The following is a 25,646-nucleotide window of genomic DNA, read 5'->3' as shown; positions in this document are numbered from 1 at the left end:
ACTCCATTTCACGCCGACCCACCAGGAGGTATTTTGCATGTCCGTTCCGGTCACCGACAGCACCATCGCGCCGATCCCCACGTCCAACGACCCAGGCCGTGCCGACATCGCCGAACTCACCGCGCGCCAGCAGGTGCTGGCGAAGGTCGCGGCGCAGCTGAAGCAGGAGCTGTTCGGCATCGACGAGGTGATCGACCGCGTGATCGACGCGGTGCGCGCCTGGTATGTGTGGCCGCAGCTGATCCGGCGCCCGGTCATCGTCTGCCTCTGGGGCCTCACCGGCACCGGCAAGACCCAGCTCACCCGGCGCCTGGCGCAGCTGCTCGACTTCTACGACCGTTTCGTGGAAGTGCAGATGGACGGCTTCAGCCACGGCGCGGCATTCCGGGTTTCGACCATCTCGGCCCTGCTGGGCGAGTCGAGCATCGTGGAGGGCTCGCCCGGCATGCTGGTGCTCGACGAATTCCAGCGCTTTCGCACCATCCACCCCAAGGGCGACGACGTGAAGGTGGAACGCTACCAGGACGTGTGGACGCTGCTGTCCGACGGCCGGCTGCCGCCGGCGCTGAGCTCCCTGGCCAACGTCGAGCGCATGCTGGCCAACGCCATCTACAAGGAGGAACGCGAAGACGGCGAGGAAGCGACGAGAGCGGGCAAGCCGCCGTTGCGATTTCAGCTCGATGCCTACGATGCCCAGGAACTGAAACGCATGCTCAAGCTGCGCGAGCCGCTCGCCGAAATCATGCAATGGCCGTCGACGAAAGTGCAGGCGCTCTTCCAGCAGTTCCAGGCGTCCGCCCAGACCTGGGAGACCGATTACAGCCGGCTGTTGGTCTTCGTGTGCGGCAACCTCGACGAGATGTACCAGGAGACCGCGCAGCGTGTGGCCGACAGCGACACCAACGCCGACATCTTTCACCGGCTCACACGCCAGCTGTCGCTGATCGACGTGAAAAAAGCGCTTGCCGACCGCTTCAAGCCCGAGCAGATCGCACGGCTCGGCAACGAGCACGTGGTGTATCCGTCGCTCGGCAAGGCCACCTACCAACGCCTGATCCGCCAGCAATGCGAAAGTTACCTGGGAGATATCGCCGCGCAATGCCGCGTACGCTTCGTGCTCGGCCAGGACTTGCTCGATGAGCTCTATGCCAACGGCGTGTTCCCGGCGCAGGGTACGCGCCCGCTGTTCTCGTCGATCCATTCCATCCTGAGCGCAAATCTGGTCAAGGCGGCGCTGTGGGTACTTGAACAAGGTCTGCCGACGGACCAGCCGTTTTCCATCGGTGTGGCGCCCTCCCGCCGGCACCTGCTGGTGCGCGGACGGGGGCCGGGGGGGCCGGTGGAAACCACCCTTCCGGTAGCGCTGGAGCTGAGTCGGCTACGCCAGCGCTCCAATGCCGATTTGCGTGCGCTGCTGGCGGTGCACGAGGCGGGCCACGCGTTGGTGTACTGCCTGCTGTTCGGCCATGCACCGCAGGAGGTCAGGATCAACATCGCCTCCTACGAGGGCGGCTACAACAGCTTCTCGCGCCGCAAGGTCACCACCCGGCAGAACGCGGTCGACATGATGTGCGTCGGCTTGGCCGGGCGCGCCGCCGAAGAGCTGGTCTTCGGTGACATGACTTGCACCACCGGCGCCGAACAGGACATCCGTCAGGTCACGGCGGATGCTGCCAAACACGTACGGCGCCACGGCTTCAGCTCGCGCCTTTCCCGCACCGACGTGACGATGGAAGCCAATGCCGACATCAACACCGACATCACACCCACCGACTGGGCCATCGAGGTGCTGCTGCAACAGCAATACCGGCGCGGCCTGGAACTGCTGCAGGAGCAGCGCGAAGTCCTGGGCCGTATGGTGGACACCTTGCTAGCGCGGGGGTCCATAGAGCCGGCCGACATGGTGGCGCTACTGCAGGCCAGCGGCCTGTCGCTGGCGCCGCCGAGCGAGGCCGACGCCACCCTGCCCGACGACGGCCTGGTGCTCGCGCCCTTCGCGCAACGGCTCGCGGCTTTTCGGCAGCGGGCGGAGTCCGCGCCGCAGGCAGCCCCGGGCCCGGCGGCACCACCTTTATGATGCCGGCCTGCCCACCTGCCCCGCCCTGCGCCGCTCCATGTCCGCCGTCTTCAATTTCACCTTCGTGCCCTGGTTCCGTTCGGTGGCGCCCTACATCCACATGCACCGGGGCAAGACCTTCGTGGTGGCGGTGGCGGGCGAGGCCATCGCCGCCGGCAAGCTACCGGCCATCGCGCAGGACATCGCGCTGATCCAGTCCATGGGCGTGAAGGTGGTGCTGGTGCACGGCTTTCGGCCGCAGGTCAACGAACAGCTGGCCGCCAAGGGCCACGAAGCGCGCTACTCGCACGGCATGCGCATCACCGACAGCGTGGCGCTCGACTGCGCCCAGGAAGCGGCCGGCCAGTTGCGCTACGAGATCGAGGCAGCATTCAGCCAGGGCCTGCCCAACACGCCGATGGCGGGCGCGCAGGTGCGGGTGGTGTCGGGCAACTTCATCACCGCGCGGCCGGTCGGCATCGTGGACGGGGTCGACTTCAAGCATTCGGGCCTGGTGCGCAAGGTCGACACCGAGGCCCTGCTGCGCTGCATCGACATGGGCGCCATGGTGCTGCTCTCGCCCTTCGGTTTTTCACCGACCGGCGAGGCCTTCAACCTGACCATGGAAGAGGTCGCGACCAGCGTGGCGATCGAGCTGCAGGCCGACAAGCTGATCTTCATGACCGAGGTGCCCGGCGTGCGCATGCAGCCCTCCGAGCCCGCGAGCGACGACAACCCGATCGACACCGAGATGCCGCTGGCCGCCGCCGAGGCCCTGCTGGCCCAATTGCCTCAACCCCAGCAGCCGAGCGACGTCGCCTTCTACCTGCAGCATTGCGTGCGCGCCTGCAAGGCCGGCGTGGAGCGCAACCACATCATTCCGTTCGCGGTCGACGGCTCGCTGCTGCTGGAGGTGTACGTACACGACGGCATCGGCACCATGGTGATCGACGAGAAGCTCGAGGAACTGCGCCAGGCCACGGCCGACGACGTGGGCGGCATCCTGCAGTTGATCGAACCCTTCGAGCGCGACGGCACGCTGGTCAAGCGCGACCGCACCGAGATCGAACGCGATGCCGACCAGTACACGGTGCTCGAACACGACGGCGTGATCTTCGCCTGCGCCGCGCTGTATCCCTATCCGGACGCACGCACCGCCGAGATGGCGGCGCTGACGGTGTCGCCGCTCAGCCAGGGCCAGGGCGACGGCGAGAAGGTGTTGCGCCGCATCGAGCAGCGCGCCCGCTCCATGGGCCTGACCAGCATCTTCGTGCTGACCACACGCACCATGCACTGGTTCATCAAGCGGGGCTTCCAGCCGGTGGAGCCCGACTGGCTGCCCGAGGCTCGCAAGCGCAAATACAACTGGGATCGCAAGAGCCAGGTGCTGGTGAAGAAGCTGGCCTGAAGGCGGCGCGGAGCGCTTTTCGGCGCGCTCCGGAGTCACGTCAGCGAGTCGTCACCGTGGCGCAGATCCGATGCAGCCAAGGATGCCTGCCCGGCTTGCCCGATCACGAATGTTTCGAGCCTCAGGCGCCGCCGCTCGTAGCGGCGGCCCGGGTCCTTATCGGTCGCCGACGCGGCGCGGGCGGCGGGCCGGCGTCACGAGCACGGCCAACAGCACCAGGCCCAGGACCACGAAGCATACGAACGACCAGTTGGCGATGGAGCCGCCGAGGAAGGTCCAATCGATCGCGGTGCAGTCGCCGCTGCCCTTGAAGATCATGGGAATGGCGCGCTGCAGCGGAAAGGTTTCGATCATTCCGTAGAAGTCACGGCCGCACGATGCGAACTCCGGCGGATACCACTGCAGAAAGCTCTGGCGCGCCGCGACGAAGGCGCCGAAGCCGGCGGTCAGCAGGCCCAGAAAAGCCAGCGTCTTGCGCCCGCCGTTGCCAGCCAGCAAGGCACCGACGAAGGCGAACACCGCCAGCAGGATCAGCGCGTAGCGCTGCACGATGCACATGGGGCAAGGCTCCAGTCCCACGACATGTTGCAGGTACAGGCCGAAAGCCAGCATGGCCACGCATGCGGCGCAGACCAGCGCCAGGACCTTGCGCGGTTGCGCGCCGAAAATACTCATCACGATTGGTTTCCTCCGGCGCCACTGCGGTCGCCCTGCCATTGGTGCGGCGGCCCCCGGATTGGTTCCGCCCCGCCGGCCTCGCCGAGCCGGTCAGGGCCTTATTGTGGCCTGCGCGGCCTCAGCGCTTGTCGTCCACGAAGACCCGTGCGCGGCGTGGCGTGACCAGCACCGTCTGGCCTTCGCTCAGGCCGAGTGCACGGTATTGCTCGGCCGGCAACTGGGCCTCGATGATGGCCGGCGTGTCGCCACCCTCGCCCGACTGCGGCTGCGTCGGTGCGAGCTCCAACCGCGCGATCGGGCCGACCACGATGGCACGCTCGAGCGTAGCCAGGATGCCACCGTGCGATTCGCCAACCGCGTCGGGGTAATAAGCCTGCACTTCCAAGTCGTGCGGCCGCACATAGGCGAAGGCGCGCTGGTCGCTGGCCTCCGCATGCTCCGGCGCCTCCAGGTTCACGCCCTCGAAGCTCACCCGGCCCTGGTCGGCGCGGCCGTGAAACAGGTTCACATCACCCAGGAAGCCATACACGAAGGGGCTGGCCGGATGGTCCCAGACCTCTTGCGGCGAGCCGCTCTGCTCCACCCGGCCGCCGTTCATCAGCACCACCCGGTCGGCCACTTCCAGCGCCTCTTCCTGGTCGTGGGTGACGAAGATGCTGGTGACATGCAACTCGTCGTGCAGCCGGCGCAGCCAGCGGCGCAGTTCCTTGCGCACCTTGGCATCGAGCGCGCCGAAGGGCTCGTCGAGCAGCAGCACCTTGGGCTCGACCGCCAGCGCACGCGCCAGGGCGATGCGCTGCCGCTGGCCGCCGGAGAGCTGCGCCGGATAACGATCGGCCAGCCAGTCGAGCTGCACCAGATTCAGCAGCGAATGAACCTTTTCCTTGATCTGCGCTTCGCTCGGCCGCTGGTTGCGCGGCTTGACGCGCAGACCGAAGGCAACGTTTTCGAACACCGTCATGTGACGGAACAACGCGTAGTGCTGGAACACGAAGCCCACCTGGCGCTCGCGCACGTGGACATCGGTGGTGTCTTCGCCCGAGAACAGGATGCTGCCGGCGTCGGCGCTTTCCAGGCCGGCGATGATGCGCAGCAGGGTCGTCTTGCCGCAGCCCGAGGGGCCGAGCAGCGCGATCAGTTCGCCCGAGGCGATGTCCAGGCTGACGTCGCGCAGCGCGTGGAAGTCGCCGAACTGCTTGTTGACGTTGCGGATTTCGATGCTCATGTTTGCTCTGTCTTTCTCAGCGGACGGCGCCGGGCACCGGCAGCGTCGGCGGTTTCTCGGGCGGCAGGTCGGCCGCGGCGCGTTCGCGCTCGCTGCGCCATTCCACGATCGACTTGATCACCAGCGTGACCAGCGCCAGCAACGCCAGCAGCGAGGCGACCGCGAAGGCGGCAACCGACTGGTATTCGTTGTAGAGGATCTCGACGTGCAGCGGCATGGTGTTGGTCTGGCCACGGATATGGCCCGACACCACCGACACCGCACCGAACTCACCCATGGCCCGCGCATTGCACAGGATCACGCCGTAGACCAGGCCCCACTTGATGTTGGGCAGGGTCACGTGCCAAAAGGTCTGCCAGCCGGTGGCCCCCAGCACGATGGCGGCCTGCTCCTCGTCCGTGCCTTGCGCCTGCATCAGCGGGATCAGCTCCCGCGCGATAAAGGGAAAGGTGACGAAGACGGTCGCCAGCACGATGCCGGGCACGGCGAAGATGATCTTGATGTCGTGGTCCGACAGCCAGCTGCCGAACCAGCCGTTGGCGCCGAACACCAGCACGTACATCAGGCCCGCGACCACCGGCGACACCGAGAACGGCAGGTCGATCAGCGTGGTGAGGAAGGCCTTGCCGCGGAACTCGAACTTGGCGATGCACCAGGCCGCCGCCACGCCGAAGACCAGGTTGAGCGGCACCGCGATGACGGCCGTCAACAGCGTGAGACGTATGGCAGCCCAGGCGTCGGGTTCCTGCAGCGCCGCCAGGTAGGCGTCGAAGCCCTTGCGCAACGCCTCGGTGAACACAGCTGCCAGCGGCAGCAACAGGAACAGGAACAGGAACACCAGCGCAATGCCGATGAGCGTGCGCCGCACCCAGGGCGACTCGGTGGTGACCGGCCGCCGCGATGGAATCTTGGAAGCGCTCATGTCAGGACATCCCCGCGCGTCGGCGCTGCCAGGCCTGCAGGCCGTTGATGACCAGCAGCAGGATGAAGGAAATGGCCAGCATCACCACCGCGACCGCCGTGGCGCCCGCGTAGTCGTACTGCTCCAGCTTGCCGATGATGATGAGCGGCGTGATCTCGGAAATCATGGGCATGTTGCCGGCGATGAAGATGACCGAGCCGTATTCGCCGATCGCGCGGGCAAACGCCATCGCAAAACCGGTGAGCAGCGCCGGCGCGATGGACGGCAGGATCACCTTGGTGAAGGTCTGCAGGCGCGTCGCGCCCAGGCAGGTGGCGGCTTCTTCGAGCTCCTTCTCGGTGTCTTCGAGCACCGGCTGCACCGTGCGCACCACGAACGGAATACCGATGAAGATCAGCGCGATGACCACGCCCGCCGGCGTGAACGCCAGCTTGATGCCCATTGGCTCCAGGTACTGCCCGACCCAGCCGTTGCCGGCGAGCAGCGCGGTCAGCGAGATGCCGGCCACCGCCGTCGGCAACGCAAACGGCAGGTCGACCAGCGCGTCGACGATCTTCTTGCCTGGAAATGGATAGCGCACCAGCACCCAGGCCAGCAGCAGGCCAAAAACCAGGTTGACCAGCGCGGCGATCAACGACGCGCCGAAGGTCAGCCGGTAGGCGGCCAGCACCCGGGGCGACGCCACCGCCGCCCAGAACTGTTCGGCGCTCAGGCTGAAGCTGCGCAGCACCAGCGCCGACAGGGGAATCAGCACGATGAGGCAGAGGTAGAAAAGCGTGTAGCCGAGCGTCAGGTTGAAGCCCGGCAGCACGCGCGTGCCGCCCTTACGGCGGATCGGCGCGGTGGACATGGGGGTGTCGATGGACCGACGCTCAGCGGCCGACGGTGTAGAGCTTGTCGAACTGGCCGCCGTCGTTGAAGTGCACCTTCTGCGCTTCGCCGAGGCTGCCGAACAGTTCCTGCACCGTGAACAGCTGGATCGGCTTGAACACATCGGCGTGCTTCTTCAGGATGGCCTGCGAGCGCGGACGCAGCGCATGCTTGACGGCGATCTCCTGTGCCTCGTCGGAGTAGAGCCACGACAGGTAGGCCTTGGCCACCTCGCCGGTGCCCTTCTTGGCCACCGTGCGCTCCACCACCGCCACCGGGTTCTCGGCCACGATGCTGGCCGACGGATAGACCGCATCCACCTTGCCGTCGCCGAACTCGCGGTTGATGGACACGACCTCCGATTCGAAGGTGATCAGCACGTCGCCGATATTGCGCTGCAGGAAGGTGGTGGTCGCGTCGCGGCCGCCCTTGCCCAGCACCGGCACGTTCTTGTAGAGCTTGCCGACGAACTCGGCGGCCTGCGCATCGCTGCCGCCCTTTTTCTTGATGTAGCCCCAGGCTGCCAGATAGGCATAGCGGCCGTTGCCGCCGGTCTTGGGGTTGACCACCACCACCTGGATGCCCGGCTTGATCAGGTCGTCCCAGTCCTTGATGTTCTTGGGATTGCCGTTGCGGGTGAGGAACAGCATGGTGGACGTGGTGGGCGATGCGTTTTCGGGGAAGCGCTTGTTCCAGTCCTTGGCGACGACGCCGCGCTCGGCCAGGAAGTCGATGTCGGTCGAGGTGTTCATCGTCACCACGTCCGCGTCGAGGCCGTCGGCCACCGCGCGGGCCTGCGCGCTGGAGCCGCCGTGCGACTGGTCGATCTTCACGTCCTTGCCGGTCGTCTGCTTGTAGTGGGCGATGAAAGCGGCGTTGTAGTCCTTGTAGAACTCGCGCGCGACGTCGTAGGAGGCATTGAGCAGCGTCTGCGCCGAAACGGCGGCGGAGGCCAGGAATGCGGCGGCGGCGAGGGCGGCCTTGAGGCGGGAGTTCATGCGGAAAGCGTTTTCAACAAAGGAGCGTAGAGAAAGCGGGCGCGCCAGGCGAGGCGCGCCGGCCGTGATGGCCGACAGGCCGTTGTGGATCAGCGGTTGGGCTGGGGCGTCACGCGCAGATAAGGGCGAACCGGGTTGAAGCCCTTGGGGAAGCGCTCGGCCAGCTCGGTCGGATCCTGGATGCTCGGCACGATGACGACGTCGTCGCCGTCTTTCCAGTTGGCGGGCGTGGCGACCTTGTGGCTGTCGGTGAGCTGCAGCGAATCGATCACGCGCAGGATCTCGTCGAAGTTGCGGCCGGTGCTCGCCGGGTAGGTGAAGGTGGTGCGCAGCACGTGCTTGGGGTCGATGATGAACACGCTGCGCACGGTGGCGTTGGCCAGCGCGTTGGGGTGGATCATGTCGTAGAGCGTGGCGACCTTGCGATCGGCGTCGGCCAGGATCGGAAAGTTCACTTCCGTGTTCTGGGTCTCGTTGATGTCCGGAATCCATTTGCCATGGGATTCGACGGTGTCGACGCTCACTGCGATCGGCTTCACGCCCCGCTTGGCGAATTCGCTCGACAGCGCAGCCGTCTTGCCGAGTTCGGTGGTGCAGACCGGCGTGAAGTCAGCCGGATGGGAGAACAGCACGACCCACGAATTGCCCGCCCATTCATAGAAGCTGATGGGGCCAACGGAAGAATCCTGGGTGAAATCCGGAACGGTGTCGCCAAGTCGAAGCGTAGCCATGGAGAGTCCTCTTATAGATGGACCGCCATTCTGCGGGCTTGGTCTTAATTCAGGAACAAACGGATTTTTTTAACTTTATTGCGTAAAACGCATAAGCAGAAATGCAAAAGACGCCCGCGGGCGTCTCTTGTCATGAACCGGCGCAGACCGCTTATCGGTGCTTCAGCCGTTGTTCGGCCGGCCCGCCAGTGCCGACGAAGCGGCGGCGGCCGACGAACTCTCGACCCAGCGCCGAACGCGCTCGGCATCCGCGACGCGGCTCAGGCGGCCGGCGGAATCCAAAAACACCATGATCAGCTTGCGGCCGGCGATCTTGGCCTGCATCACCAGACACTGACCGGCCTCGTTGATGAAGCCGGTCTTCTGCAGGCCGATTTCCCACGCCGGGTTGCTCACCAGGCGGTTGGTGTTGTTGTATTGCAAGGTGCGGCGACCGATGTCGACGGTGTAGTTGGGCGAGGTCGTGAGTTCGCGCAACAGCGGATCCTGGTAGGCCGCGTTGACCAGCGTGGCGAGGTCGCGTGCGCTCGACTGGTTGCGGCTCGACAGGCCGGTCGGCTCTACATAGTGGGTGTCGACCATGCCGAGCTGGCGGGCCTTGGCGTTCATCAGCGTGACGAAAGTCGTCAGGCCGCCCGGATAGGTGCGGCCCAGCGCGTGGGCCGCGCGGTTCTCACTGGACATCAGCGCCAGGTGCAGCATTTCGCCGCGGCTGAGCGTGGTGCCCACCACCAGGCGCGAACTGCTGCCCTTCTCGGTGTCGACATCGTCCTGCGTGATGGTGATCAACTCGTCCATCGGCAGCTTGGCTTCGCTGATCAGCGTGCCGGTCATCAGCTTGGTGATGGAGGCGATCGGCAGGATGGCGCTGTCGTTTTTGCTGAGCAGGACTTCGTTGGTGTCCTGGTCGATCACGAAGGCAACGCTGGACTTGAGGTCGAGCGGGTCGCTCGACTGGTGCAGTCCGGCCAGCTGACCATAGGAGGGACGCGCCGGCACATAGGCGACACGTGCAGGCGCGACATTGCGGCGACCGGCCACGAAGGTCTGCGAGACCCGGCCGGACGCCACCGCCTTGCGGGGCGCGGCACGCGTGGTCGCGACCTTGCGCGCAGGTGCCGCCGAGGCAGCCTGCTTCTTGGCAACCGGCGCTTTTTGACGCTCGGCTGCTTGCGCACCATGGGTGGTGCCGACCATGACGAAGCACGCGGCAGCGGCGAGAACGCCGGCAAAACGGGTAGCGCGTGCCACCATGGAAACGTTACGAATCGACATCAAAAGTTCTCCGAAAAGCGGGGCCAGGGCCTAGCGGAAATATAAATCCTGGGAAAGCGGCATGAAATTCAAGCACTTACGAAGGCTTTATCATGCATTGCCAAAATTATAAGCAGTTGTTTCCCATGGCGGCACCACCATGGGTACTTTAGTTTGTAAACCGAAGCACTACCGCAACGCAAAAAGGGGGCCCGCCCCCCTTTTCGACGTTTAAGTGCGGTTATCCCCATCAGGCAGGAAGCGCCTGGGTGGCAGCGGGCGTTGCGGTGGGGCGACCACGCGCCACGCCCGAAAGGATCGCCTTGAGGGAAGCGGACACGATATTCGCGTCGATTCCCGTGCCGAAAACGCCCTTGCCGCCATCGATCTGCACTTCGACATAGGCGACCGAGCGCGCATCGGCGCCAGCGCCGATGGCGTGCTGGTGGTAATCGATCACCCGAATGCTGCTGCCGGTGATCGACTGCAAGCCGGCCACGAAAGCGTCGATCGGACCGCTGCCCTGCCCCTTGAGCTGACGGGTTTCACCATTCCAGTCGATGGTGGCGTCGAGCTGCACCGAACTACCGGTCACGCCAGCGTCTTCCACCACGCGGTGGATCGGCGTCTGCATGTCGTCGATACGGTATTCACGCTCGAAGAGTTCGAAGATGTCGCGCGCCGACAATTCCTTGCCGCTGGCGTCCATGTGCTGTTGCACCACCTGGCTGAATTCGATCTGCAGGCGTCGCGGCAATTCAAGGCCGTATTCGCTTTCGAGCAGATACGAAATGCCGCCCTTGCCCGACTGGCTGTTGACGCGAATCACCGCCTCGTAGCTGCGGCCCAGGTCCATCGGATCGATCGGCAGGTACGGCATGTCCCATGTATCGTCTTCGCGACGCGCGGCGAATGCCTTCTTGATCGCATCCTGGTGCGAGCCCGAAAAGGAGGTGTAGACCAGTTCGCCGACATACGGATGGCGGGGGTGCACCGGCAACTGATTGCAGTGCTCGACCGTTCGGCGAATCTCATCGATCTGCGAAAAGTCGAGGCCCGGCGAAACGCCTTGGGTATAGAGGTTGAGCGCGACGTTCACGATGTCGAGGTTGCCGGTGCGCTCGCCGTTGCCGAACAGGCAACCTTCGAGCCGATCGGCGCCGGCCATCAGAGCGAGTTCGGCAGTGGCGGTGCCGGTACCGCGGTCATTGTGCGGATGGACCGAAATCACGATCGAGTCGCGCCGCGCCACATGGCGAATCGTCCATTCGACCATGTCGGCGAAGATGTTCGGAGTGGAGCATTCGACCGTCGTCGGCAGGTTGATGATGCACTTGTGCTGCGGGCTCGGATTCCATTCCGCCACCACGGCGTCGATCACCCGCTTGGAAAAAGCGAGTTCGGTATTCGAGTACATCTCGGGCGAATACTGGAAGGTCCAATGCGTAGCCGGTTGCTCGGCGGCGAGCTCGCGGAACAGGCGGGCGTTGGCCACTGCGAGGTCGACGATCTCGTCTTCGCTCATGCCGAGCACCACGCGGCGCATGACCGGCGCGGTGGCGTTGTAGAGGTGCACGATGGCGCGCGGTGCGCCCTGCAGTGCCTCGAAGGTGCGGCGGATAAGCGGCTCGCGAGCCTGGGTGAGCACCTGGATGGTGACATCGTCCGGGATGCGGTCTTCTTCGATCAGCATGCGCAGGAAGTCGAACTCCACCTGCGACGCGGACGGAAACCCGACCTCGATCTCCTTGAAGCCGATCGCCACCAGCGTCTCGAACATCTTCATCTTGCGCGTGACGTCCATCGGCTCGATCAGCGCCTGATTGCCATCCCGCAGGTCGACGCTGCACCACACGGGCGGCGCCGAGACGACCTGGTCGGGCCAGGTGCGGTCCTTCAGGCCGACAGGGGGAAACGAGCGGTATTTGGATGCGGGTTGCTGCAACATGGCGATCTCTTTTTCAATAGATGAAGAACCAGCAACTCCCAAGCAAAACGGCCCGTTGCTGGTGCAAACGGGCCGTTGAGTGGGGGTGAAAGCGCGCGCGCGTTACCGTCTCTGCCCGTCAGGCAGAGCTAGTAGGAAAAGCGCGATGGCATTCATGGAATGGCGAATCTAGCACAGGAGCAAACGCTGACGCAAATGCGTCAGCGATGCCATCCACGCTCGTCGGGCTCTTCGGTGGAAGTGCTGATCACGCTGGTCTGCTGGCCACGGAATCGGCGCAGGCCATAGACCACGTAACCGCTGAGGCCATACAGCACGAAGACCGAGAACAACACGGTCGGCGGATGGATGTTGATGACAGCGATGACCAGCACCACCAGCACCACGGCAGCAAAGGGCACGCTGCGCTTCATGCGCAGGTCCTTGAAGCTGTAGAACGGAACGTTGGTGACCATGGTCAATCCCGCGTAGAGCGTGAAGACGAAGGTGGCCCACACCACGACGTTCCAGCTGACGTATTCGCTGCCCACGTCGCGCACGCCGAACTCGTTCATCAGCCAGATGAAGCCGGTCACCAGCGCTGCTGCGGCTGGCGACGGAAGCCCCTGGAAATAGCGCTTGTCGACCACCGCCGTGTTCACGTTGAAGCGTGCCAGGCGCAGTGCCGCGCAGGCGCAGTAGACGAAGGCGGCGATCCAGCCCCAGCGGCCGATGCCCCGCAGCGCCCATTCGTAGGCGATGAGCGCCGGCGCTGCGCCGAAAGACACCATGTCGGAGAGCGAATCCATCTGCTCGCCGAACGCGCTCTGCGTGTTGGTCATGCGCGCAACGCGGCCGTCCAGGCTGTCGAGCACCATGGCGATGAACACGCCCGCCGCTGCCATCTCGAACCGGCCATCCATCGCCATGACGATGGCGTAAAAGCCGCCAAAGAGCGCTGCCAGCGTGAACAGGTTGGGCAGTATGTAGATGCCCTTGCGGCGCTTGCGGACGACTACGCCTTCCGGGACGCCTGGAACCTGCGGTGTTTGTGCCATTTTCAATTTCCTTCGGGCGCGCGAAATACGGCGTCCCTGTTGATCTTTTTCAACCGGCAGTGTAGCGAGCGCCACCGTGCGTCACACAAAAAAACAGGGGCTGTCGCCTTCGCGACAGCCCCATTTTCACGATGGTGAATCGCTTAGTTGCGGGTCTGGTCGACCAGCTTGTTCTTGGCGATCCACGGCATCATCGCACGCAGCTTGGCGCCGACCTGCTCGATCTGGTGCTCGGCGCCCAGGCGACGGCGGCTGATCAGCGTGGGCTGGCCTGCAGCGGCCTCGAGCACGAAGCTCTTGGCGTATTCACCGGTCTGGATGTCCTTCAGGCACTGCTTCATGGCCTTCTTGGTCTCTTCGGTCACGATGCGCGGGCCGGTGACGTACTCGCCGTATTCCGCGTTGTTCGAGATCGAGTAGTTCATGTTGGCGATGCCGCCTTCATAGATCAGGTCGACGATCAGCTTGAGCTCGTGCAGGCATTCGAAATAGGCCATTTCAGGCGCGTAGCCGGCTTCCACCAGCGTTTCGAAGCCGGCCTTGATCAGCTCGACGGTACCGCCGCACAGCACGGCCTGTTCGCCGAACAGGTCGGTTTCGGTTTCTTCGCGGAAGTTGGTCTCGATGATGCCGGCCTTGCCACCGCCGTTGGCCGCCGCGTACGACAGGGCCAGGTCACGCGCCTTGCCGGACTTGTCCTGGTGCACCGCGACCAGGTGCGGCACGCCGCCGCCCTGTGCGTAGGTGCCGCGCACGGTGTGGCCGGGCGCCTTGGGGGCGACCATCCAGACGTCGAGGTCGGCGCGCGCCTGCACGAAGCCGTAGTGCACGTTGAAGCCGTGCGCGAACACCAGCGAGGCGCCCTGCTTGATGTTGGGTTCCACGTCCTTCTTGTAGACGTTGGCGATCTGCTCGTCGGGCAGCAGGATCATGACCACGTCGGCCGACTTGACGGCTTCGGCCACTTCGGCCACCTGCAGGCCGGCCTTGCCGACCTTGTCCCACGAAGCGCCACCCTTGCGCAGGCCGACCACGACCTTCACGCCGCTGTCGTTGAGGTTCTGCGCGTGCGCATGGCCTTGCGAGCCGTAGCCGATGATGGCGACGGTCTTGCCCTTGATCAGGCTCAGGTCCGCGTCTTTGTCGTAGAAAACTTTCATAGGAGTGCTCCGGTATTGTTGGATCTTGTTGGCGAAAACGCCCATCGACAGGCTCGGGGCGAATGCGTTTTCAGCAGGATCGCCGGACATGAATCCGCCCATGCCGAGCCTGTCGAAGCCCGGGCGGAAAAAAGTAAATCGGGAATCAGACGCGCAGCACGCGCTCGCCACGACCGATGCCGCTGGCACCAGTGCGCACGGTTTCCATGATCGCGCCGCGCTCCACGGCATGCAGGAAGGCGTCGTTCTTGGCCTGGTCGCCGGTGAGCTCGATGGTGTAGCTCTTGTCGGTCACGTCGATGATGCGGCCCCGGAAGATGTCGGCCATGCGCTTCATCTCCTCGCGTTCCTTGCCCACCGCCCGCACCTTCACCATCATGAGCTCACGCTCGGTGTAGGCGCCTTCGGTCAGGTCGACGACCTTGACCACTTCGATCAGTCGGTTGAGATGCTTGGTGATCTGCTCGATCACGTCTTCGGAGCCCGCCGTCTGGATGGTCATCCGCGACAGGCTCGGATCCTCGGTCGGCGCGACCGTCAGCGACTCGATGTTGTAGCCACGGGCCGAGAAAAGGCCGACAACGCGTGAGAGTGCGCCGGGCTCGTTTTCAAGCAGCACGGCAATGATGTGCTTCATATGCGATTCCTCTTTTCGCCGCCCTCCCCCGCGCACGGTAATGCGCGGGCTCGACGGTCGATAGATTCTTCAGGTGGAGTGAAAGCAGCGGCGCACCGGGCGCCGCCCGGGGGAAATTACAGGTCTTCGCTGCCCAGCAGCATCTCGGTGATGCCCTTGCCGGCCTGCACCATCGGAAAGACGTTTTCCGTTGGATCGGTCCGGAAGTCCATGAACACCGTGCGGTCCTTCAGGCGCCGCGCCTCGCGCAGGGCGGGCTCGACATCACGCGGATGCTCGATCAGCAGGCCGACGTGCCCGTAGGCTTCGGCCAGTTTCACGAAGTTGGGCAGCGCGTCCATGTAACTGTGGCTATAGCGGCTGGAGTATTCGATCTCCTGCCACTGGCGCACCATGCCCAGGTAGCGATTGTTCAACGCGCAGATCTTGATCGGCGTGTCGTACTGCAGGCAGGTGGAAAGCTCCTGGATGCACATCTGCACCGAGCCTTCGCCGGTGATGCAGAACACCTCCGATTCCGGCTTGGCCATCTTCACGCCCATGGCGTAGGGAATGCCCACGCCCATGGTGCCCAGGCCGCCGGAATTGATCCAGCGGCGGGGTTTGTCGAAGCGGTAGTACTGCGCCGCCCACATCTGGTGCTGGCCCACGTCCGAGGTGATGTACGTGTCGGCGTCCTTGGTCATGTTCCAGAGGGTTTCGACCACGTACTGCGGCTTGATCACGTCGCCCGCGCCCAGGCTGTAGGCCATGCTTTTTCGGCTGCGCCATTCGCCGATGGTGTCCCACCAGGCCTTGAGCGCACCGCCGTCGGGTTGTGCCGACGACTCCTTGATCATGGTGATCAGCTCGGTCAGCACGTCCTTCACGTCACCGACGATCGGCACGTCGACCTTCACCCGCTTGGAGATCGACGAGGGGTCGATGTCGATGTGGATGATCTTGCGTTCGTTCTGCGCGAAATGCTTGACGTTGCCGATCACCCGGTCGTCGAAGCGTGCACCGACGGCCAGCAGCACGTCGCAGTGCTGCATGGCGTTGTTGGCTTCCCAGGTACCGTGCATGCCGAGCATGCCCAGGAACTTCGGGTCGGACGCCGGGTAGGCGCCCAGGCCCATCAGCGTGTTGGTGACCGGATAGCCGAGCAGGTCGACCAGGGTGCGCAGTTCGTCGGAGGCATTGCCCAGCAGCACGCCACCGCCGGTGTAGATGTAGGGGCGCTTGGCGTTGAGCAGCAGCTGCAGCGCCTTGCGGATCTGGCCGCCGTGACCGCGCTTGACCGGGTTGTACGAACGCATCTCCACCGTCTGCGGGTAACCGGCGTAGGGGGTCTTGCGAAAGGAAACGTCCTTCGGGATGTCGACCACCACCGGGCCGGGACGGCCGGTGCGCGCGATGTGGAAGGCCTTCTTCATCGTCATCGCGATATCGCGCGGGTCCTTGACGAGGAAGTTGTGCTTGACGATGGGCCGGGTAATGCCGACGGTGTCGCATTCCTGAAACGCGTCCTGGCCGATGGCGGCCGTGGGCACCTGGCCACTCACGATCACCATGGGAATCGAGTCCATGTACGCGGTGGCGATGCCGGTCACGGCGTTCGTCAGGCCCGGGCCGGACGTGACCAGCGCCACACCGACGTTGCCGGTAGCCCGCGCGTAGCCGTCGGCTGCGTGGACGGCCGCCTGCTCGTGGCGCACCAGCACGTGCTGGATGGCGTCCTGCTTGTAGAGCGCGTCGTAGATGTAGAGCACCGCGCCGCCCGGATAACCCCAGACGAACTCGACGCCTTCGGCCTGGAGCGCCTTCATCAGCACTTCGGAGCCCATGAGCTCGATGGAGGCGGAATCTGGCTGGGGACTGGACGGGGTGGATGCTGCGGACGCCGCAGCTGCCGAGCTGATTTCGGCCTTGGAGATTTCCATGATGAACCTTTGAGAATTTCTCTGACGAAAAACCTAGGGTGCCCCTTCGCAGAACCCTTGTGAGGTTGCGTCGGAACTTTGGACTAGCGGCCATGAGGGCGATGTGACGCACCAAACCGAAGCCCGTTTGCTGTTTGACTTGCAACTCGCATTATTGCACTTGTGCGGCACGGAAACACCCTGCCCGGCCCAAAAAATCGCGGGATGGAATAATGTGACCGCACCGCTCGGCGGTGCCGCGTCGCCCCAACCCGTTCCGCCTTGGCATCAGACAAAGAACTATCCGACTTCCTGCACAGCGTGGAAACGCGCGCTTTCAAGCGCTCGGTCTACCACGTGCGTGACCAGGAAGCCGCGCTGGATATCGTGCAGGACAGCATGCTCCGCCTGTCGGAGCACTACGCCGACCGACCGGCCGAAGAGCTGCCGATGTTGTTCCAGCGCATCCTGTCGAATTGCACCCTCGATTGGTTCCGCCGCCAGAAGACTCGCAATGCGCTGTTTTCCAATCTGGGCGACTTCGAGTCGGCCGGCGACGACGGCGATTTCGACTTGCTGGAAGCCCTGGTCGTCGACGACGGCAGCCAACGCACCGAAAGCGCCGAGGACACCACCGCGCGCGCCGAAATACTGCGCCAGATCGAATCCGAGATTCAAGAGCTTCCCACACGTCAACGCGAGGCTTTCCTGATGCGTTACTGGGAGGAAATGGATGTAGCGGAAACCGCATCCGCCATGGGCTGCTCCGAAGGCAGCGTCAAGACACATTGCTCCCGCGCGGTGCGTGCCCTCGCCGCGGCGCTGAAAGCCAGGGGAATAAAACTATGAATTCGACGATCAAGATCACCGAAGCGCAGCTGCAGGACGAATTCGGCGAGCGGGTCGCGGCCCGCCTGGAAGCCGGCGCACGCAACCTCAACCCCGATATCCGCGCCCGCTTGAAATCCATCCGCCTGCAGGCCGTGGCACGACGCAAGGTGGCCAACGTCCGGGCCCGCACGGCCTCGGCGGTCTTCGCCAACGGCACTTCGGCGGTCGTACTGGGCAGCGGCGGCCCGGGTCTCTGGGGCCGCATGGCCACCGCACTGCCGCTCCTCGTCCTCGTCGGCGGGCTCATCACGATCCACGCGCTCCAGGACGAAGACCGTTTGAGCGAACTCGTCGAGGTCGACAGCGCCTTGCTGACCGACGACTTGCCCCCCTCCGCCTACACCGATCCGGGATTCATCGAATTCCTGCGCAACGGCTTGCAAGGCGGCAACGAAGTGCAGGAACGATAGGCACTTTCGCCACCATGTTGATGCGCAAATTGGCTCCATCGCATTGGGCTCGCCGCGTGCGCCACTGCGCGCGCGCGGTCGGAACGCTTGCAGGCGCGGTCGGCATGCTGCTGGCATGCGCTCAGGGCACCTGGGCGCAGGCGCATTTGTCGCCCAAAGGCCCGTCAGCGGTGCCCATCGCGACTCCAACCGCAGCGGCGGCCGTTTCCCGACCGTCCTGGAACGAGCTGACGCAGGAGCAACGCGAGGCGCTTGCACCGCTGGCACCCCACTGGACCACCCTGTCAGAGGGCCACCGGCGCAAGTGGATCGCCATTTCCCGCAATTTCAACGCCTGGCCTGCCGATGAGAAAAGCCGGGTGCATGAACGCATGAGTGCATGGGCAGGGCTCAGTGCGCCAGAGCGCGACCAGGCTCGGTTGAACTATGCTGAAGCGCGCAAGGTCGACCCTGACCAAAAAAAGGCGCGCTGGGAGGCCTACCAAGCCCTCACCGGAGAAGAGCGCGACAAGCTCGCCGCGACGGTCGTGCCGCGCCGCCCGGGCGTAGCGACACCAGTCAGCGCGACCCGTGGGCCCACCATGGTCAGGCTGGTGCCGTCAGGCGCCGATCCGAGTCGGTCGCCCCGGGTGGGCGTTCCCGCCTCCGAGGTCGATCACAATACGCTTCTCCCGCAGCATCTTCCGGCTCCCTGATCCCCAGCGATCCGCCCTGCTGCCATGTGTCACGAGCAGTGAGCCCAGCCGAAGATGACCCCCGATCTGCATCCCGACGGCCGCGTCGGGCTTTCCGATGCGACCCAGGAGAGCCTGCCGAAACTCGCGCCGTCCATCGCCCGTCGCCTCGCCGCCTGGCTGTACGAAGGTGTGCTGTTGTTCGGCGTGGTGTTCATCGCCGGCTATCTATTCGGTGCCCTCAGTCAGACCCGCAACGCACTCGACAATCGCCACGCCCTGATGGCCTTTCTCTTCGTGGTGCTCGGTATCTATTTCGTCTGGTTCTGGACCCGGGGCCAGACCTTGGCCATGAAGACCTGGCACATCCGGCTGGTCGACCGCGACGGTCGCGCGGTGACTCAGATGCGCGCGCTTTGCCGCTATCTGCTCGCCTGGCTGTGGTTCTTGCCGCCGCTCGGCGCCAGCGTTCTCCTGCACGCCAGCCTGCCGCAAACCCTGGTCGCTCTGGTCGGCTGGATGACTTGCTGGGCGCTTGCCAGCCGGCTGCACCCGACGCGGCAGTTCGTTCACGACGCATTGGCCGGCACCCGGCTGATCACCTACCGCGCGCCTCCCCGCAGACCGGGGCGTTAGATCGCCATGTCGAAGATTCGGACCAACTACCCCAACTCGCCCGTCACGCGTGAAGCGACCGATGCACAGAAGTCCCGCAAGGGCTTTTCCCGACTTTGGCACGCCACGCGCTATTCCATCGCCGGGCTGCGCGCGGGCTGGGGACAGCCTGCTTTCCGCCACGAAGTACTGATTGCGCTGGTGCTGGTGCCGGCGGCCTTCTGGATCGGCGACGGTTGGGCGGAAGTCGGCATGCTGGCCGGATCGGCCGTACTGGTGCTCATCGTGGAACTGCTCAACACCGGCATCGAAACCGCCATCGACCGCATCGGGCCGGAATGGCACCGTCTCTCCAAACAGGCCAAGGATATGGGCAGCGCGGCGGTGTTCCTCGCGCTTATCCTGAGCGGCAGCCTATGGGTTGCCGCCCTGTTCCACCGATTTGCCTGAAACGTCCTATGGCCGAACCTGCCTTTTCCCTCTGTGTCTATTGCGGCTCGCGAGAAGGCGCCGACCCGCGATTCGCCGCAGCCGCGCGCAGCGTGGGTGACTGGATCGGTCGCTCGGGCGGGCGCCTCGTCTACGGTGGCGGTCGCGCCGGGCTGATGGGCATCGTCGCGGACGCGACGCAGGCAGCGGGCGGGCAAGTCGTGGGCGTGATTCCGCAGACGCTCGTCGATCGCGAGGCCGCCAACCAGCGCTGCGACGAACTGCACGTGGTGTCCACCATGCACGAACGCAAGGCGATGCTTGCGGAACGGTCGAACGCGTTTCTGGCCCTGCCCGGCGGCATCGGTACTTTCGAGGAACTATTCGAGGCCTGGACCTGGCGACACCTCGGCTACCACGACAAGCCGATGGGTCTGCTCAACGTGGCCGGTTACTACGACTCGCTGATCTCGTTCGTGCACGAGACCGTCGCCAAGGGCTTCATGAACGCGCAGACCGCGGCGTTCCTGAAGGTCGGCACCGATCCGGAGCCATTGCTTGCCGCCTTGATCGACGCCACCCGCGGCAGCGTGGGCGATACCGCCCCGCTGCGCAGCGTGATCTGATGCCGACTGGCGGCGGGTTCAGACCGCCGAGTCGTCTTCTTCGCCGGTTCGGATCCGGAAGGCCTTCTCGACAGCGGTGACGAAGATCTTGCCGTCGCCGATCTTGCCGGTGCGCGCGGCGTTCACGATGGCTTCGACGCAGCGGGCGCTGTCGGCGTCGGCCACCACGGCCTCCACCTTCATCTTGGGCAGGAAATCGACCTCGTACTCGGCGCCCCGGTAGAGTTCGGTATGACCCTTCTGCCTGCCGAAACCCTTGACCTCGGTTACGGTCATGCCACTGACGCCACATGCGGCCAATGCTTCGCGCACCTCCTCGAGCTTGAACGGCTTGATGACGGCAGTGATGAGTTTCATGTCGACTCCTGAAGGGTTTGGATTGTGGTTGTCGAAGTGATTTTGACCTGAAGGTAACGCACCGTGAAGCAAAAGCGCGATGAACTGACGATGCGCGTCCACACCGACCCGGCCTCCATCGCTGCAGAACAGTGGGATGAGCTCCTATCCATGCAGGCCCATCCCAGCCCGTTCATGCGCCATGCCTACCTGAACGCCATGGACCGGAGCGGCAGCGCCACCGCCCGCACGGGCTGGTCGCCGGCCTTCATCACGCTGCACCGCGGCGATTCGCTGGACGCCGCTTGTGCGCTGTATCTCAAATCGCATTCGTACGGCGAGTACGTATTCGACTGGGCCTGGGCCAGCGCGTACGAGCAGCACGGATTGCAGTACTACCCCAAAGCGCTGGTGGCCGCACCGTTCACGCCGGTTCCCGGGGCGCGACTACTGGCCCGCGATAGCGCAGCGCGCGTGGCCTTGGCGGGTGCGCTGGTGGCCTGGTGCGAAGCGCAGGAACTCTCGTCGCTGCATCTGTTGTTCGCGGCAGCAGAAGACGTCGACGCCTGCCGAGAGGCGGGCCTGATGCTGCGGCACACGGTGCAATTCCACTGGCACAACCGTGCATCCTCGCCCTATGCCGACTTCGACGAATTCCTGGAGGGACTCACGCAGGAAAAGCGCAAGAAGATTCGCCAGGAACGCCGCAAGGTTTCGCAAGCCGGCGTTTCGTTCCGGTCGATGCACGGCAGCGACATCACCGACGCCGACTGGGACTTCTTCTACCGCTGTTACGAGCGCACTTACCTCGAGCACGGCAACGCGCCCTATCTCACCCGCGATTTCTTTCGCCGCATGCAGCACGACATGCCGGAGAACTGGCTGCTGTTCATCGCCGAACGTGAAGGCCGCCCGATCGCCAGCAGTCTGATCGCCCTGGACCTCGAGGATGGAAACCCGCGCGTCGCCTACGGCCGTTACTGGGGCGCGCTGGAGCGTGTGGACTGCCTGCATTTCGAAGCCTGCTACTACCAGCCACTGGCTTGGTGCATCGCCCACGCCGTGGCGCGCTTCGAAGGCGGCGCGCAGGGCGAACACAAGATGGCGCGGGCGCTCATGCCGGTGTCGACCACCAGCGCGCACTGGCTGGCCCGGGCCGATTTTTCCGAAGCGGTGGAGCGTTTTCTGGAGCGCGAAGGCAGCGGCATCGCCGACTACATGGAGCACCTCGATGCTCGCTCACCCTTCCGGCACGAATGAAAAAAGGAGTCCATCGACTCCTTTTTTCATGTTGAAGCCTCAAAGCCGTGCGTCTGGCGCGAACGATCAGTCCTTCTTGTAGTTGGCGATGCCTTCGGTGATTTCCTGGTGGGCGGCCTCCTTGCCTTCCCAGCCCAGCACCTTCACCCACTTGCCGGCTTCCAGGTCCTTGTAGTGCTCGAAGAAATGGCTGATCTGCTTGAGCAGGATCGGGTGCAGGTCTTCGGGCTTCTGGATGTTTTCGTAGATCGGCAGGATCTTGGTGGTGGGCACGGCCAGCACCTTGCCGTCGACGCCGGCTTCGTCTTCCATCTTCAGGATGCCGATCGCGCGGCAGGGCACCACCACGCCGGGCGGCAGCGGGAACGGCGTCATCACCAGCACGTCGACCGGATCGCCGTCGCCCGACAGCGTCTGCGGCACGTAGCCGTAGTTGGTCGGGTAGTGCATGGCCGTGGTCAGGAAGCGGTCCACGAACACGCAGCCGGAGTCCTTGTCGACTTCGTACTTGACCGGATCGGCGTTCATCGAAATTTCGATGATGACGTTAAACACATCCGGCGGATTCTTGCCGGGGGAGACTTTGTCGAAGGCCATGGAAGATGTGGATTGGATGGAGGAAATCAGCCGCGCTGCAGAGGCGCGGAACGGGCGCCGGCATTGTAGCCAGCGCCCTCTGGCGGGATCGATCAGCCCAAGGCAGTGTCGAGCAGCATCATCAGCACGAACCCGATCATCAGCCCGCCGGTCGCCCAGGCTTCATGCCCCTTGCGATGCGATTCGGGAATGATCTCGTGGCTGATCACGAACAGCATCGCGCCACCGGCAAAGCCCAGTCCCCAGGGCAGCAGGCCCTGCGAATACTCGATGACCGCCGCGCCCAGCAATGCCCCGACCGGCTCGACCAGACCCGACGCCATGCCGACACCGACCGACAGCTTGCGGCTGTAACCCGCGGCGAGCAGGGCAACCGCCACCACTAATCCCTCTGGCAGATCCTGGATGGCGATGCCCGTGGCGAGCGCGCTGGCGCGCAGCGGATCGGTGCCGGCGAAACCGACGCCGATCGCCAGGCCCTCGGGCAGGTTGTGCAGCGCGATCGCGAACACGAAGAGCCAGCTGCGCCGCAAGGTGTGCGACGACTGCCCTTCCACGCCCTTGATGAAATGTTCATGCGGTACCAGCCGCTCCATCACCAGCAGCACCAGTCCGCCGAGCAGGATGGAAGCGCCGACGACGCCGCCGGCGCTCCACGCGTTCATGCCGCTGTCGCGCGCCGCCGCGATGCCAGGGATGATCAGCGAGAAGGCGCTGGCGGCCAGCATCACGCCGGCGCCGAAGCCGAACAGGGTGTCCTGCGTCCGCTCGGACAGCCGCTGCGAGAACAGCACCGGCACCGTTCCGAGCGCCGTGGCGAAAGCCGCCACCAGTCCGCCCAGGAACGCATCACGCACCACCTCGTTCGTAGCGACCAGTTGCCAGCCCTGGATGCCCGTGGCGACGGCGGCCGCCAACACGACCGCCATGCCGAAACGGCGCCGACTGAAGCTTGCCGAATAAGCGCCGAGCATGGCGAACCGCTCAGCCGCGGGCCGCAGCGTAGCGACGGGCCACTTCGGGCCAGTTCACCACGTTGTAGAAAGCGGCGATGTAGTCCGGCCGACGGTTCTGGTACTTGAGGTAGTAGGCGTGCTCCCAGACGTCGAGGCCCAGGATCGGCGTGTTGCCCGAGCCGATGCCGGTCATGAGGGGACTGTCCTGGTTGGCGCTGCTCTCCACCGCCAGCTTGCCGCCCTCGGTGACCGACAGCCAGGCCCAGCCGCTGCCGAAGCGTGTCAGGGCGGCCTTGGTGAATGCTTCCTTGAAGGCGGCCAGCCCGCCCAGATCGGCGTCGATGGCCTTGGCCAGATCACCATCGGGCTGCGCGGCGGCACCCGGCGTCATCACCGTCCAGAACAGGCTGTGGTTGTAGTGGCCGCCGCCGTTGTTGCGCACCGGTGCCCGCAGGTTTTCGGGCAGTTGCTCCACGCCCGCCACCAGTTCCTCGATCGACTTGCCCTCATGCGGCGTGTCTTTCAGCGCCGCGTTGAGGTTGTTCACGTAGGTCTGGTGATGCTTGGTGTAGTGAATCTCCATCGTCTGCGCATCGATGTTCGGCTCGAGCGCGTCGTAGGCATAAGGGAGCGTGGGCAGGCTGAAAGGCATGAATCAATCCTTCAAATGAGTTTCACTCGCATTTATACACGGTCTGTACAACGCGCGTGACCGATAGTCTGCGGGCTGCCGATCCAGGCCCTGTAACACTACCTGTATGCACCACGACAGCCGCCGGATGGTCAAAAGGCCTCATCGCGCACGGATTTGACAGCCCATTACCTGCGGCGACGCCGTTGAACGCGACAATGGCAGGATGCCTCCCGCCCAGACCACCACGATCCACCCCCTGCTCGACCTGCGACACGTCGGCCGGTCGCGCACGATCGTGGCGACGCCAGCTTCTGAACTGGTCGATCGCCTGGGCCGCCCCCTGCGCGATCTGCGCATCAGCGTGACCGACCGTTGCAACTTCCGCTGCAACTATTGCATGCCCAAGGAAGTGTTCGGCAAGGACTACCCCTATCTTCCGCACGCCTCGCTGCTGACTTTCGAGGAAATCGCGCGTATCGCGGGCCTGTTCGTGGCCCAGGGCGTGCGCAAGCTGCGACTGACCGGCGGCGAACCGCTGCTGCGGCGCAACCTCGAAGCGCTGGTGGCGCAACTGGCTTTGCTGAAGACGGTCGATGGCGAAACGCCCGACCTCACCCTCACCACCAACGGATCGCTGCTCACCCGCAAGGCCGCTGCCCTGAAGGACGCCGGCTTGCGCCGGGTCACGGTCAGCCTCGACGGCCTGGACGACGCCGTGTTCCGCCGCATGAACGACGTGGACTTTCCGGTCGCCGACGTGCTGCACGGCATCGACGCCGCCCTGCACGCCGGGCTGGGACCGGTCAAGGTCAACATGGTCGTCAAGCGCGGCACCAACGACGACCAGGTGCTGCCCATGGCGCGCCACTTCCGGGGTACGGGCGTGGTGCTGCGGTTCATCGAATACATGGATGTCGGCAGCACCAACGGCTGGCGCATGGACGAAGTGCTGCCCTCGTCCGAACTGCTGGCCCGCTTGCGCGCCGAATTGCCGCTGGTCGCGATTCCCGCCGCCACGCCGGGTGAAACCGCCCAGCGCTGGGCCTACGCCGACGCCTCCGGCCGGCCAGACGCCAGCCAGGGCGAGATCGGCTTCATCAGCAGCGTCACCGAAGCCTTCTGCGGCGATTGCAACCGGGCACGCCTGTCCACCGACGGTCGGCTGTTTCTCTGCCTATTCGCCCGGGACGGCCACGATCTGCGCGGCCTACTGCGCGACGGCGGCACCGACGACGAACTGGCGTCGGCCATCGCCGGCATCTGGCAAGACCGCGCCGACCGCTACTCGGAACTTCGTGCCGACCTTCCGCCGGAGCGCGCGGAGGCTCCTGGCGCCCGCCGGGTCGAGATGAGCTTCATCGGCGGATAAGCCCGTTAGGCGCCGACGCTCGAC

26 protein-coding genes are annotated in these 25,646 nt (G+C 64.8%); 10 read left to right on the top strand and 16 right to left on the bottom strand.

The features are described 5' to 3' along the window. Positions 1-37 precede the first annotated feature (37 nt). Together R9X41_RS09165 and argA are read left to right on the top strand one after the other, a co-directional pair. Positions 38-2,077 carry a peptidase M41 gene (locus R9X41_RS09165; RefSeq protein WP_318634565.1) on the top strand — a complete coding sequence of 680 codons (2,040 nt, stop codon included), beginning with the start codon at positions 38-40 and terminating at the stop codon, positions 2,075-2,077. Positions 2,078-2,114: 37 nt separating this feature from the next. After that, entirely contained in the window at positions 2,115-3,464 is a 1,350-nt protein-coding gene (argA, locus tag R9X41_RS09160; protein ID WP_318634564.1) for an amino-acid N-acetyltransferase, read from the top strand. 156 nt (positions 3,465-3,620) lie between these two features. Here the strand turns inward: argA and R9X41_RS09155 are convergent, their stop codons facing one another. From R9X41_RS09155 to R9X41_RS09100, 12 genes are all read right to left on the bottom strand, one after another. Next, the gene (locus R9X41_RS09155; RefSeq protein ID WP_412556700.1) at positions 3,621-4,145 is read right to left on the bottom strand and encodes a disulfide bond formation protein B; all 525 of its coding nucleotides are present in this window, start codon (positions 4,143-4,145) and stop codon (positions 3,621-3,623) included. Positions 4,146-4,260: 115 nt separating this feature from the next. Then, on the bottom strand, positions 4,261-5,367 hold the full coding sequence (locus tag R9X41_RS09150) for a sulfate/molybdate ABC transporter ATP-binding protein (protein ID WP_318634563.1): 1,107 nt from the start codon (positions 5,365-5,367) through the stop codon (positions 4,261-4,263). Positions 5,368-5,383: 16 nt separating this feature from the next. Beyond that, entirely contained in the window at positions 5,384-6,289 is a 906-nt protein-coding gene (cysW, locus tag R9X41_RS09145) for a sulfate ABC transporter permease subunit CysW (RefSeq protein WP_318634562.1), read from the bottom strand. A 1-nt stretch (position 6,290) separates the two neighbouring features. Continuing rightward, positions 6,291-7,139: a sulfate ABC transporter permease subunit CysT gene (gene cysT / locus R9X41_RS09140; protein WP_318634561.1), complete on the bottom strand. Its 849-nt coding sequence runs from the start codon at positions 7,137-7,139 to the stop codon at positions 6,291-6,293. A 22-nt stretch (positions 7,140-7,161) separates the two neighbouring features. Continuing rightward, positions 7,162-8,157, bottom strand: a complete 996-nt coding sequence (locus R9X41_RS09135) for a sulfate ABC transporter substrate-binding protein (protein WP_318634560.1) — start codon at positions 8,155-8,157, stop codon at positions 7,162-7,164. Positions 8,158-8,246: 89 nt separating this feature from the next. Continuing rightward, positions 8,247-8,888, bottom strand: a complete 642-nt coding sequence (locus R9X41_RS09130; protein WP_318634559.1) for a peroxiredoxin — start codon at positions 8,886-8,888, stop codon at positions 8,247-8,249. A 162-nt stretch (positions 8,889-9,050) separates the two neighbouring features. Beyond that, on the bottom strand, positions 9,051-10,085 hold the full coding sequence (gene pbpG, locus R9X41_RS09125; RefSeq protein ID WP_318635182.1) for a D-alanyl-D-alanine endopeptidase: 1,035 nt from the start codon (positions 10,083-10,085) through the stop codon (positions 9,051-9,053). Positions 10,086-10,392: 307 nt separating this feature from the next. Beyond that, positions 10,393-12,090 carry a 2-isopropylmalate synthase gene (gene leuA, locus R9X41_RS09120; RefSeq protein ID WP_318634558.1) on the bottom strand — a complete coding sequence of 566 codons (1,698 nt, stop codon included), beginning with the start codon at positions 12,088-12,090 and terminating at the stop codon, positions 10,393-10,395. A 200-nt stretch (positions 12,091-12,290) separates the two neighbouring features. Continuing rightward, positions 12,291-13,127: a CDP-diacylglycerol--serine O-phosphatidyltransferase gene (gene pssA, locus R9X41_RS09115; RefSeq protein WP_318634557.1), complete on the bottom strand. Its 837-nt coding sequence runs from the start codon at positions 13,125-13,127 to the stop codon at positions 12,291-12,293. A 143-nt stretch (positions 13,128-13,270) separates the two neighbouring features. Then, complete coding sequence (gene ilvC, locus R9X41_RS09110; protein ID WP_318634556.1) at positions 13,271-14,287, bottom strand: ketol-acid reductoisomerase; 1,017 nt, start codon at positions 14,285-14,287, stop codon at positions 13,271-13,273. A gap of 145 nt (positions 14,288-14,432) precedes the next feature. Beyond that, positions 14,433-14,924 carry an acetolactate synthase small subunit gene (ilvN, locus tag R9X41_RS09105; protein WP_318634555.1) on the bottom strand — a complete coding sequence of 164 codons (492 nt, stop codon included), beginning with the start codon at positions 14,922-14,924 and terminating at the stop codon, positions 14,433-14,435. Positions 14,925-15,040: 116 nt separating this feature from the next. After that, positions 15,041-16,846: an acetolactate synthase 3 catalytic subunit gene (locus R9X41_RS09100; RefSeq protein WP_318634554.1), complete on the bottom strand. Its 1,806-nt coding sequence runs from the start codon at positions 16,844-16,846 to the stop codon at positions 15,041-15,043. 261 nt (positions 16,847-17,107) lie between these two features. On the opposite strand from R9X41_RS09100, the gene R9X41_RS09095 reads away from it, so the two are divergent. From R9X41_RS09095 to R9X41_RS09070, 6 genes are read left to right on the top strand one after another with little or no spacing between them, the layout of a single operon-like run. Further along, positions 17,108-17,674, top strand: coding sequence for an RNA polymerase sigma factor (locus tag R9X41_RS09095; RefSeq protein ID WP_318634553.1), 567 nt, complete (start codon positions 17,108-17,110; stop codon positions 17,672-17,674). Beyond that, positions 17,671-18,126, top strand: coding sequence for a DUF3619 family protein (locus R9X41_RS09090; RefSeq protein WP_318634552.1), 456 nt, complete (start codon positions 17,671-17,673; stop codon positions 18,124-18,126). The genes R9X41_RS09095 and R9X41_RS09090 overlap by 4 nt, the downstream gene beginning before the upstream one ends. 14 nt (positions 18,127-18,140) lie before the next feature. Beyond that, positions 18,141-18,821 carry a DUF3106 domain-containing protein gene (locus tag R9X41_RS09085; protein WP_318634551.1) on the top strand — a complete coding sequence of 227 codons (681 nt, stop codon included), beginning with the start codon at positions 18,141-18,143 and terminating at the stop codon, positions 18,819-18,821. 54 nt (positions 18,822-18,875) lie between these two features. Then, positions 18,876-19,436, top strand: coding sequence for an RDD family protein (locus R9X41_RS09080; RefSeq protein WP_318634550.1), 561 nt, complete (start codon positions 18,876-18,878; stop codon positions 19,434-19,436). A 6-nt stretch (positions 19,437-19,442) separates the two neighbouring features. Continuing rightward, positions 19,443-19,865: a diacylglycerol kinase gene (locus R9X41_RS09075; protein WP_318634549.1), complete on the top strand. Its 423-nt coding sequence runs from the start codon at positions 19,443-19,445 to the stop codon at positions 19,863-19,865. Positions 19,866-19,873: 8 nt separating this feature from the next. Further along, positions 19,874-20,470: an LOG family protein gene (locus R9X41_RS09070; RefSeq protein ID WP_318634548.1), complete on the top strand. Its 597-nt coding sequence runs from the start codon at positions 19,874-19,876 to the stop codon at positions 20,468-20,470. 18 nt (positions 20,471-20,488) lie between these two features. On the opposite strand, the gene R9X41_RS09065 is transcribed toward R9X41_RS09070, so the two are convergent. Next, entirely contained in the window at positions 20,489-20,827 is a 339-nt protein-coding gene (locus R9X41_RS09065) for a P-II family nitrogen regulator (protein ID WP_318634547.1), read from the bottom strand. Between the two features lie 90 nt (positions 20,828-20,917). Between R9X41_RS09065 and R9X41_RS09060 the strand changes: the two genes are divergently transcribed. Beyond that, complete coding sequence (locus R9X41_RS09060; RefSeq protein WP_318635181.1) at positions 20,918-22,066, top strand: GNAT family N-acetyltransferase; 1,149 nt, start codon at positions 20,918-20,920, stop codon at positions 22,064-22,066. 66 nt (positions 22,067-22,132) lie between these two features. Here R9X41_RS09060 and ppa read toward each other — a convergent pair whose 3' ends face one another. The 3 genes from ppa to R9X41_RS09045 form a co-directional block, all read right to left on the bottom strand. After that, the gene (gene ppa / locus R9X41_RS09055; RefSeq protein ID WP_318634546.1) at positions 22,133-22,663 is read right to left on the bottom strand and encodes an inorganic diphosphatase; all 531 of its coding nucleotides are present in this window, start codon (positions 22,661-22,663) and stop codon (positions 22,133-22,135) included. A 92-nt stretch (positions 22,664-22,755) separates the two neighbouring features. Beyond that, positions 22,756-23,637: a ZIP family metal transporter gene (locus R9X41_RS09050; RefSeq protein WP_318634545.1), complete on the bottom strand. Its 882-nt coding sequence runs from the start codon at positions 23,635-23,637 to the stop codon at positions 22,756-22,758. A gap of 10 nt (positions 23,638-23,647) precedes the next feature. Continuing rightward, on the bottom strand, positions 23,648-24,271 hold the full coding sequence (locus tag R9X41_RS09045; RefSeq protein WP_318634544.1) for a superoxide dismutase: 624 nt from the start codon (positions 24,269-24,271) through the stop codon (positions 23,648-23,650). Positions 24,272-24,476: 205 nt separating this feature from the next. Here R9X41_RS09045 and moaA point away from each other — a divergent pair, with 205 nt between their 5' ends. After that, positions 24,477-25,622, top strand: a complete 1,146-nt coding sequence (gene moaA / locus R9X41_RS09040) for a GTP 3',8-cyclase MoaA (RefSeq protein ID WP_318634543.1) — start codon at positions 24,477-24,479, stop codon at positions 25,620-25,622. Positions 25,623-25,646: the final 24 nt, after the last annotated feature.

This window comes from Xylophilus sp. GOD-11R (assembly GCF_033546935.1).
Taxonomy (GTDB): domain Bacteria; phylum Pseudomonadota; class Gammaproteobacteria; order Burkholderiales; family Burkholderiaceae_C; genus Xylophilus.
Note: the sequence above shows the minus strand (reverse complement) of the source record. Positions and strands in the feature narration are given on the sequence as shown.

Excerpts from the sequence above, each read along its gene's own strand:
- R9X41_RS09130 (WP_318634559.1), bottom strand. The coding sequence starts at position 8,888 with ATGGCTACGCTTCGACTTGGCGACACCGTTCCGGATTTCACCCAGGAT.
- R9X41_RS09165 (WP_318634565.1), top strand. The coding sequence starts at position 38 with ATGTCCGTTCCGGTCACCGACAGCACCATCGCGCCGATCCCCACGTCC.
- R9X41_RS09090 (WP_318634552.1), top strand. The coding sequence starts at position 17,671 with ATGAATTCGACGATCAAGATCACCGAAGCGCAGCTGCAGGACGAATTC.
- R9X41_RS09060 (WP_318635181.1), top strand. The coding sequence starts at position 20,918 with ATGCGCGTCCACACCGACCCGGCCTCCATCGCTGCAGAACAGTGGGAT.
- pssA (WP_318634557.1), bottom strand. The coding sequence starts at position 13,127 with ATGGCACAAACACCGCAGGTTCCAGGCGTCCCGGAAGGCGTAGTCGTC.
- leuA (WP_318634558.1), bottom strand. The coding sequence starts at position 12,090 with ATGTTGCAGCAACCCGCATCCAAATACCGCTCGTTTCCCCCTGTCGGC.
- R9X41_RS09135 (WP_318634560.1), bottom strand. The coding sequence starts at position 8,157 with ATGAACTCCCGCCTCAAGGCCGCCCTCGCCGCCGCCGCATTCCTGGCC.
- cysT (WP_318634561.1), bottom strand. The coding sequence starts at position 7,139 with ATGTCCACCGCGCCGATCCGCCGTAAGGGCGGCACGCGCGTGCTGCCG.
- pbpG (WP_318635182.1), bottom strand. The coding sequence starts at position 10,085 with ATGGTCGGCACCACCCATGGTGCGCAAGCAGCCGAGCGTCAAAAAGCG.
- R9X41_RS09080 (WP_318634550.1), top strand. The coding sequence starts at position 18,876 with ATGACCCCCGATCTGCATCCCGACGGCCGCGTCGGGCTTTCCGATGCG.
- ppa (WP_318634546.1), bottom strand. The coding sequence starts at position 22,663 with ATGGCCTTCGACAAAGTCTCCCCCGGCAAGAATCCGCCGGATGTGTTT.
- ilvN (WP_318634555.1), bottom strand. The coding sequence starts at position 14,924 with ATGAAGCACATCATTGCCGTGCTGCTTGAAAACGAGCCCGGCGCACTC.
- moaA (WP_318634543.1), top strand. The coding sequence starts at position 24,477 with ATGCCTCCCGCCCAGACCACCACGATCCACCCCCTGCTCGACCTGCGA.
- R9X41_RS09085 (WP_318634551.1), top strand. The coding sequence starts at position 18,141 with ATGTTGATGCGCAAATTGGCTCCATCGCATTGGGCTCGCCGCGTGCGC.
- argA (WP_318634564.1), top strand. The coding sequence starts at position 2,115 with ATGTCCGCCGTCTTCAATTTCACCTTCGTGCCCTGGTTCCGTTCGGTG.
- R9X41_RS09075 (WP_318634549.1), top strand. The coding sequence starts at position 19,443 with ATGTCGAAGATTCGGACCAACTACCCCAACTCGCCCGTCACGCGTGAA.
- ilvC (WP_318634556.1), bottom strand. The coding sequence starts at position 14,287 with ATGAAAGTTTTCTACGACAAAGACGCGGACCTGAGCCTGATCAAGGGC.
- R9X41_RS09070 (WP_318634548.1), top strand. The coding sequence starts at position 19,874 with ATGGCCGAACCTGCCTTTTCCCTCTGTGTCTATTGCGGCTCGCGAGAA.
- R9X41_RS09150 (WP_318634563.1), bottom strand. The coding sequence starts at position 5,367 with ATGAGCATCGAAATCCGCAACGTCAACAAGCAGTTCGGCGACTTCCAC.
- R9X41_RS09045 (WP_318634544.1), bottom strand. The coding sequence starts at position 24,271 with ATGCCTTTCAGCCTGCCCACGCTCCCTTATGCCTACGACGCGCTCGAG.
- R9X41_RS09050 (WP_318634545.1), bottom strand. The coding sequence starts at position 23,637 with ATGCTCGGCGCTTATTCGGCAAGCTTCAGTCGGCGCCGTTTCGGCATG.
- R9X41_RS09100 (WP_318634554.1), bottom strand. The coding sequence starts at position 16,846 with ATGGAAATCTCCAAGGCCGAAATCAGCTCGGCAGCTGCGGCGTCCGCA.
- cysW (WP_318634562.1), bottom strand. The coding sequence starts at position 6,289 with ATGAGCGCTTCCAAGATTCCATCGCGGCGGCCGGTCACCACCGAGTCG.
- R9X41_RS09065 (WP_318634547.1), bottom strand. The coding sequence starts at position 20,827 with ATGAAACTCATCACTGCCGTCATCAAGCCGTTCAAGCTCGAGGAGGTG.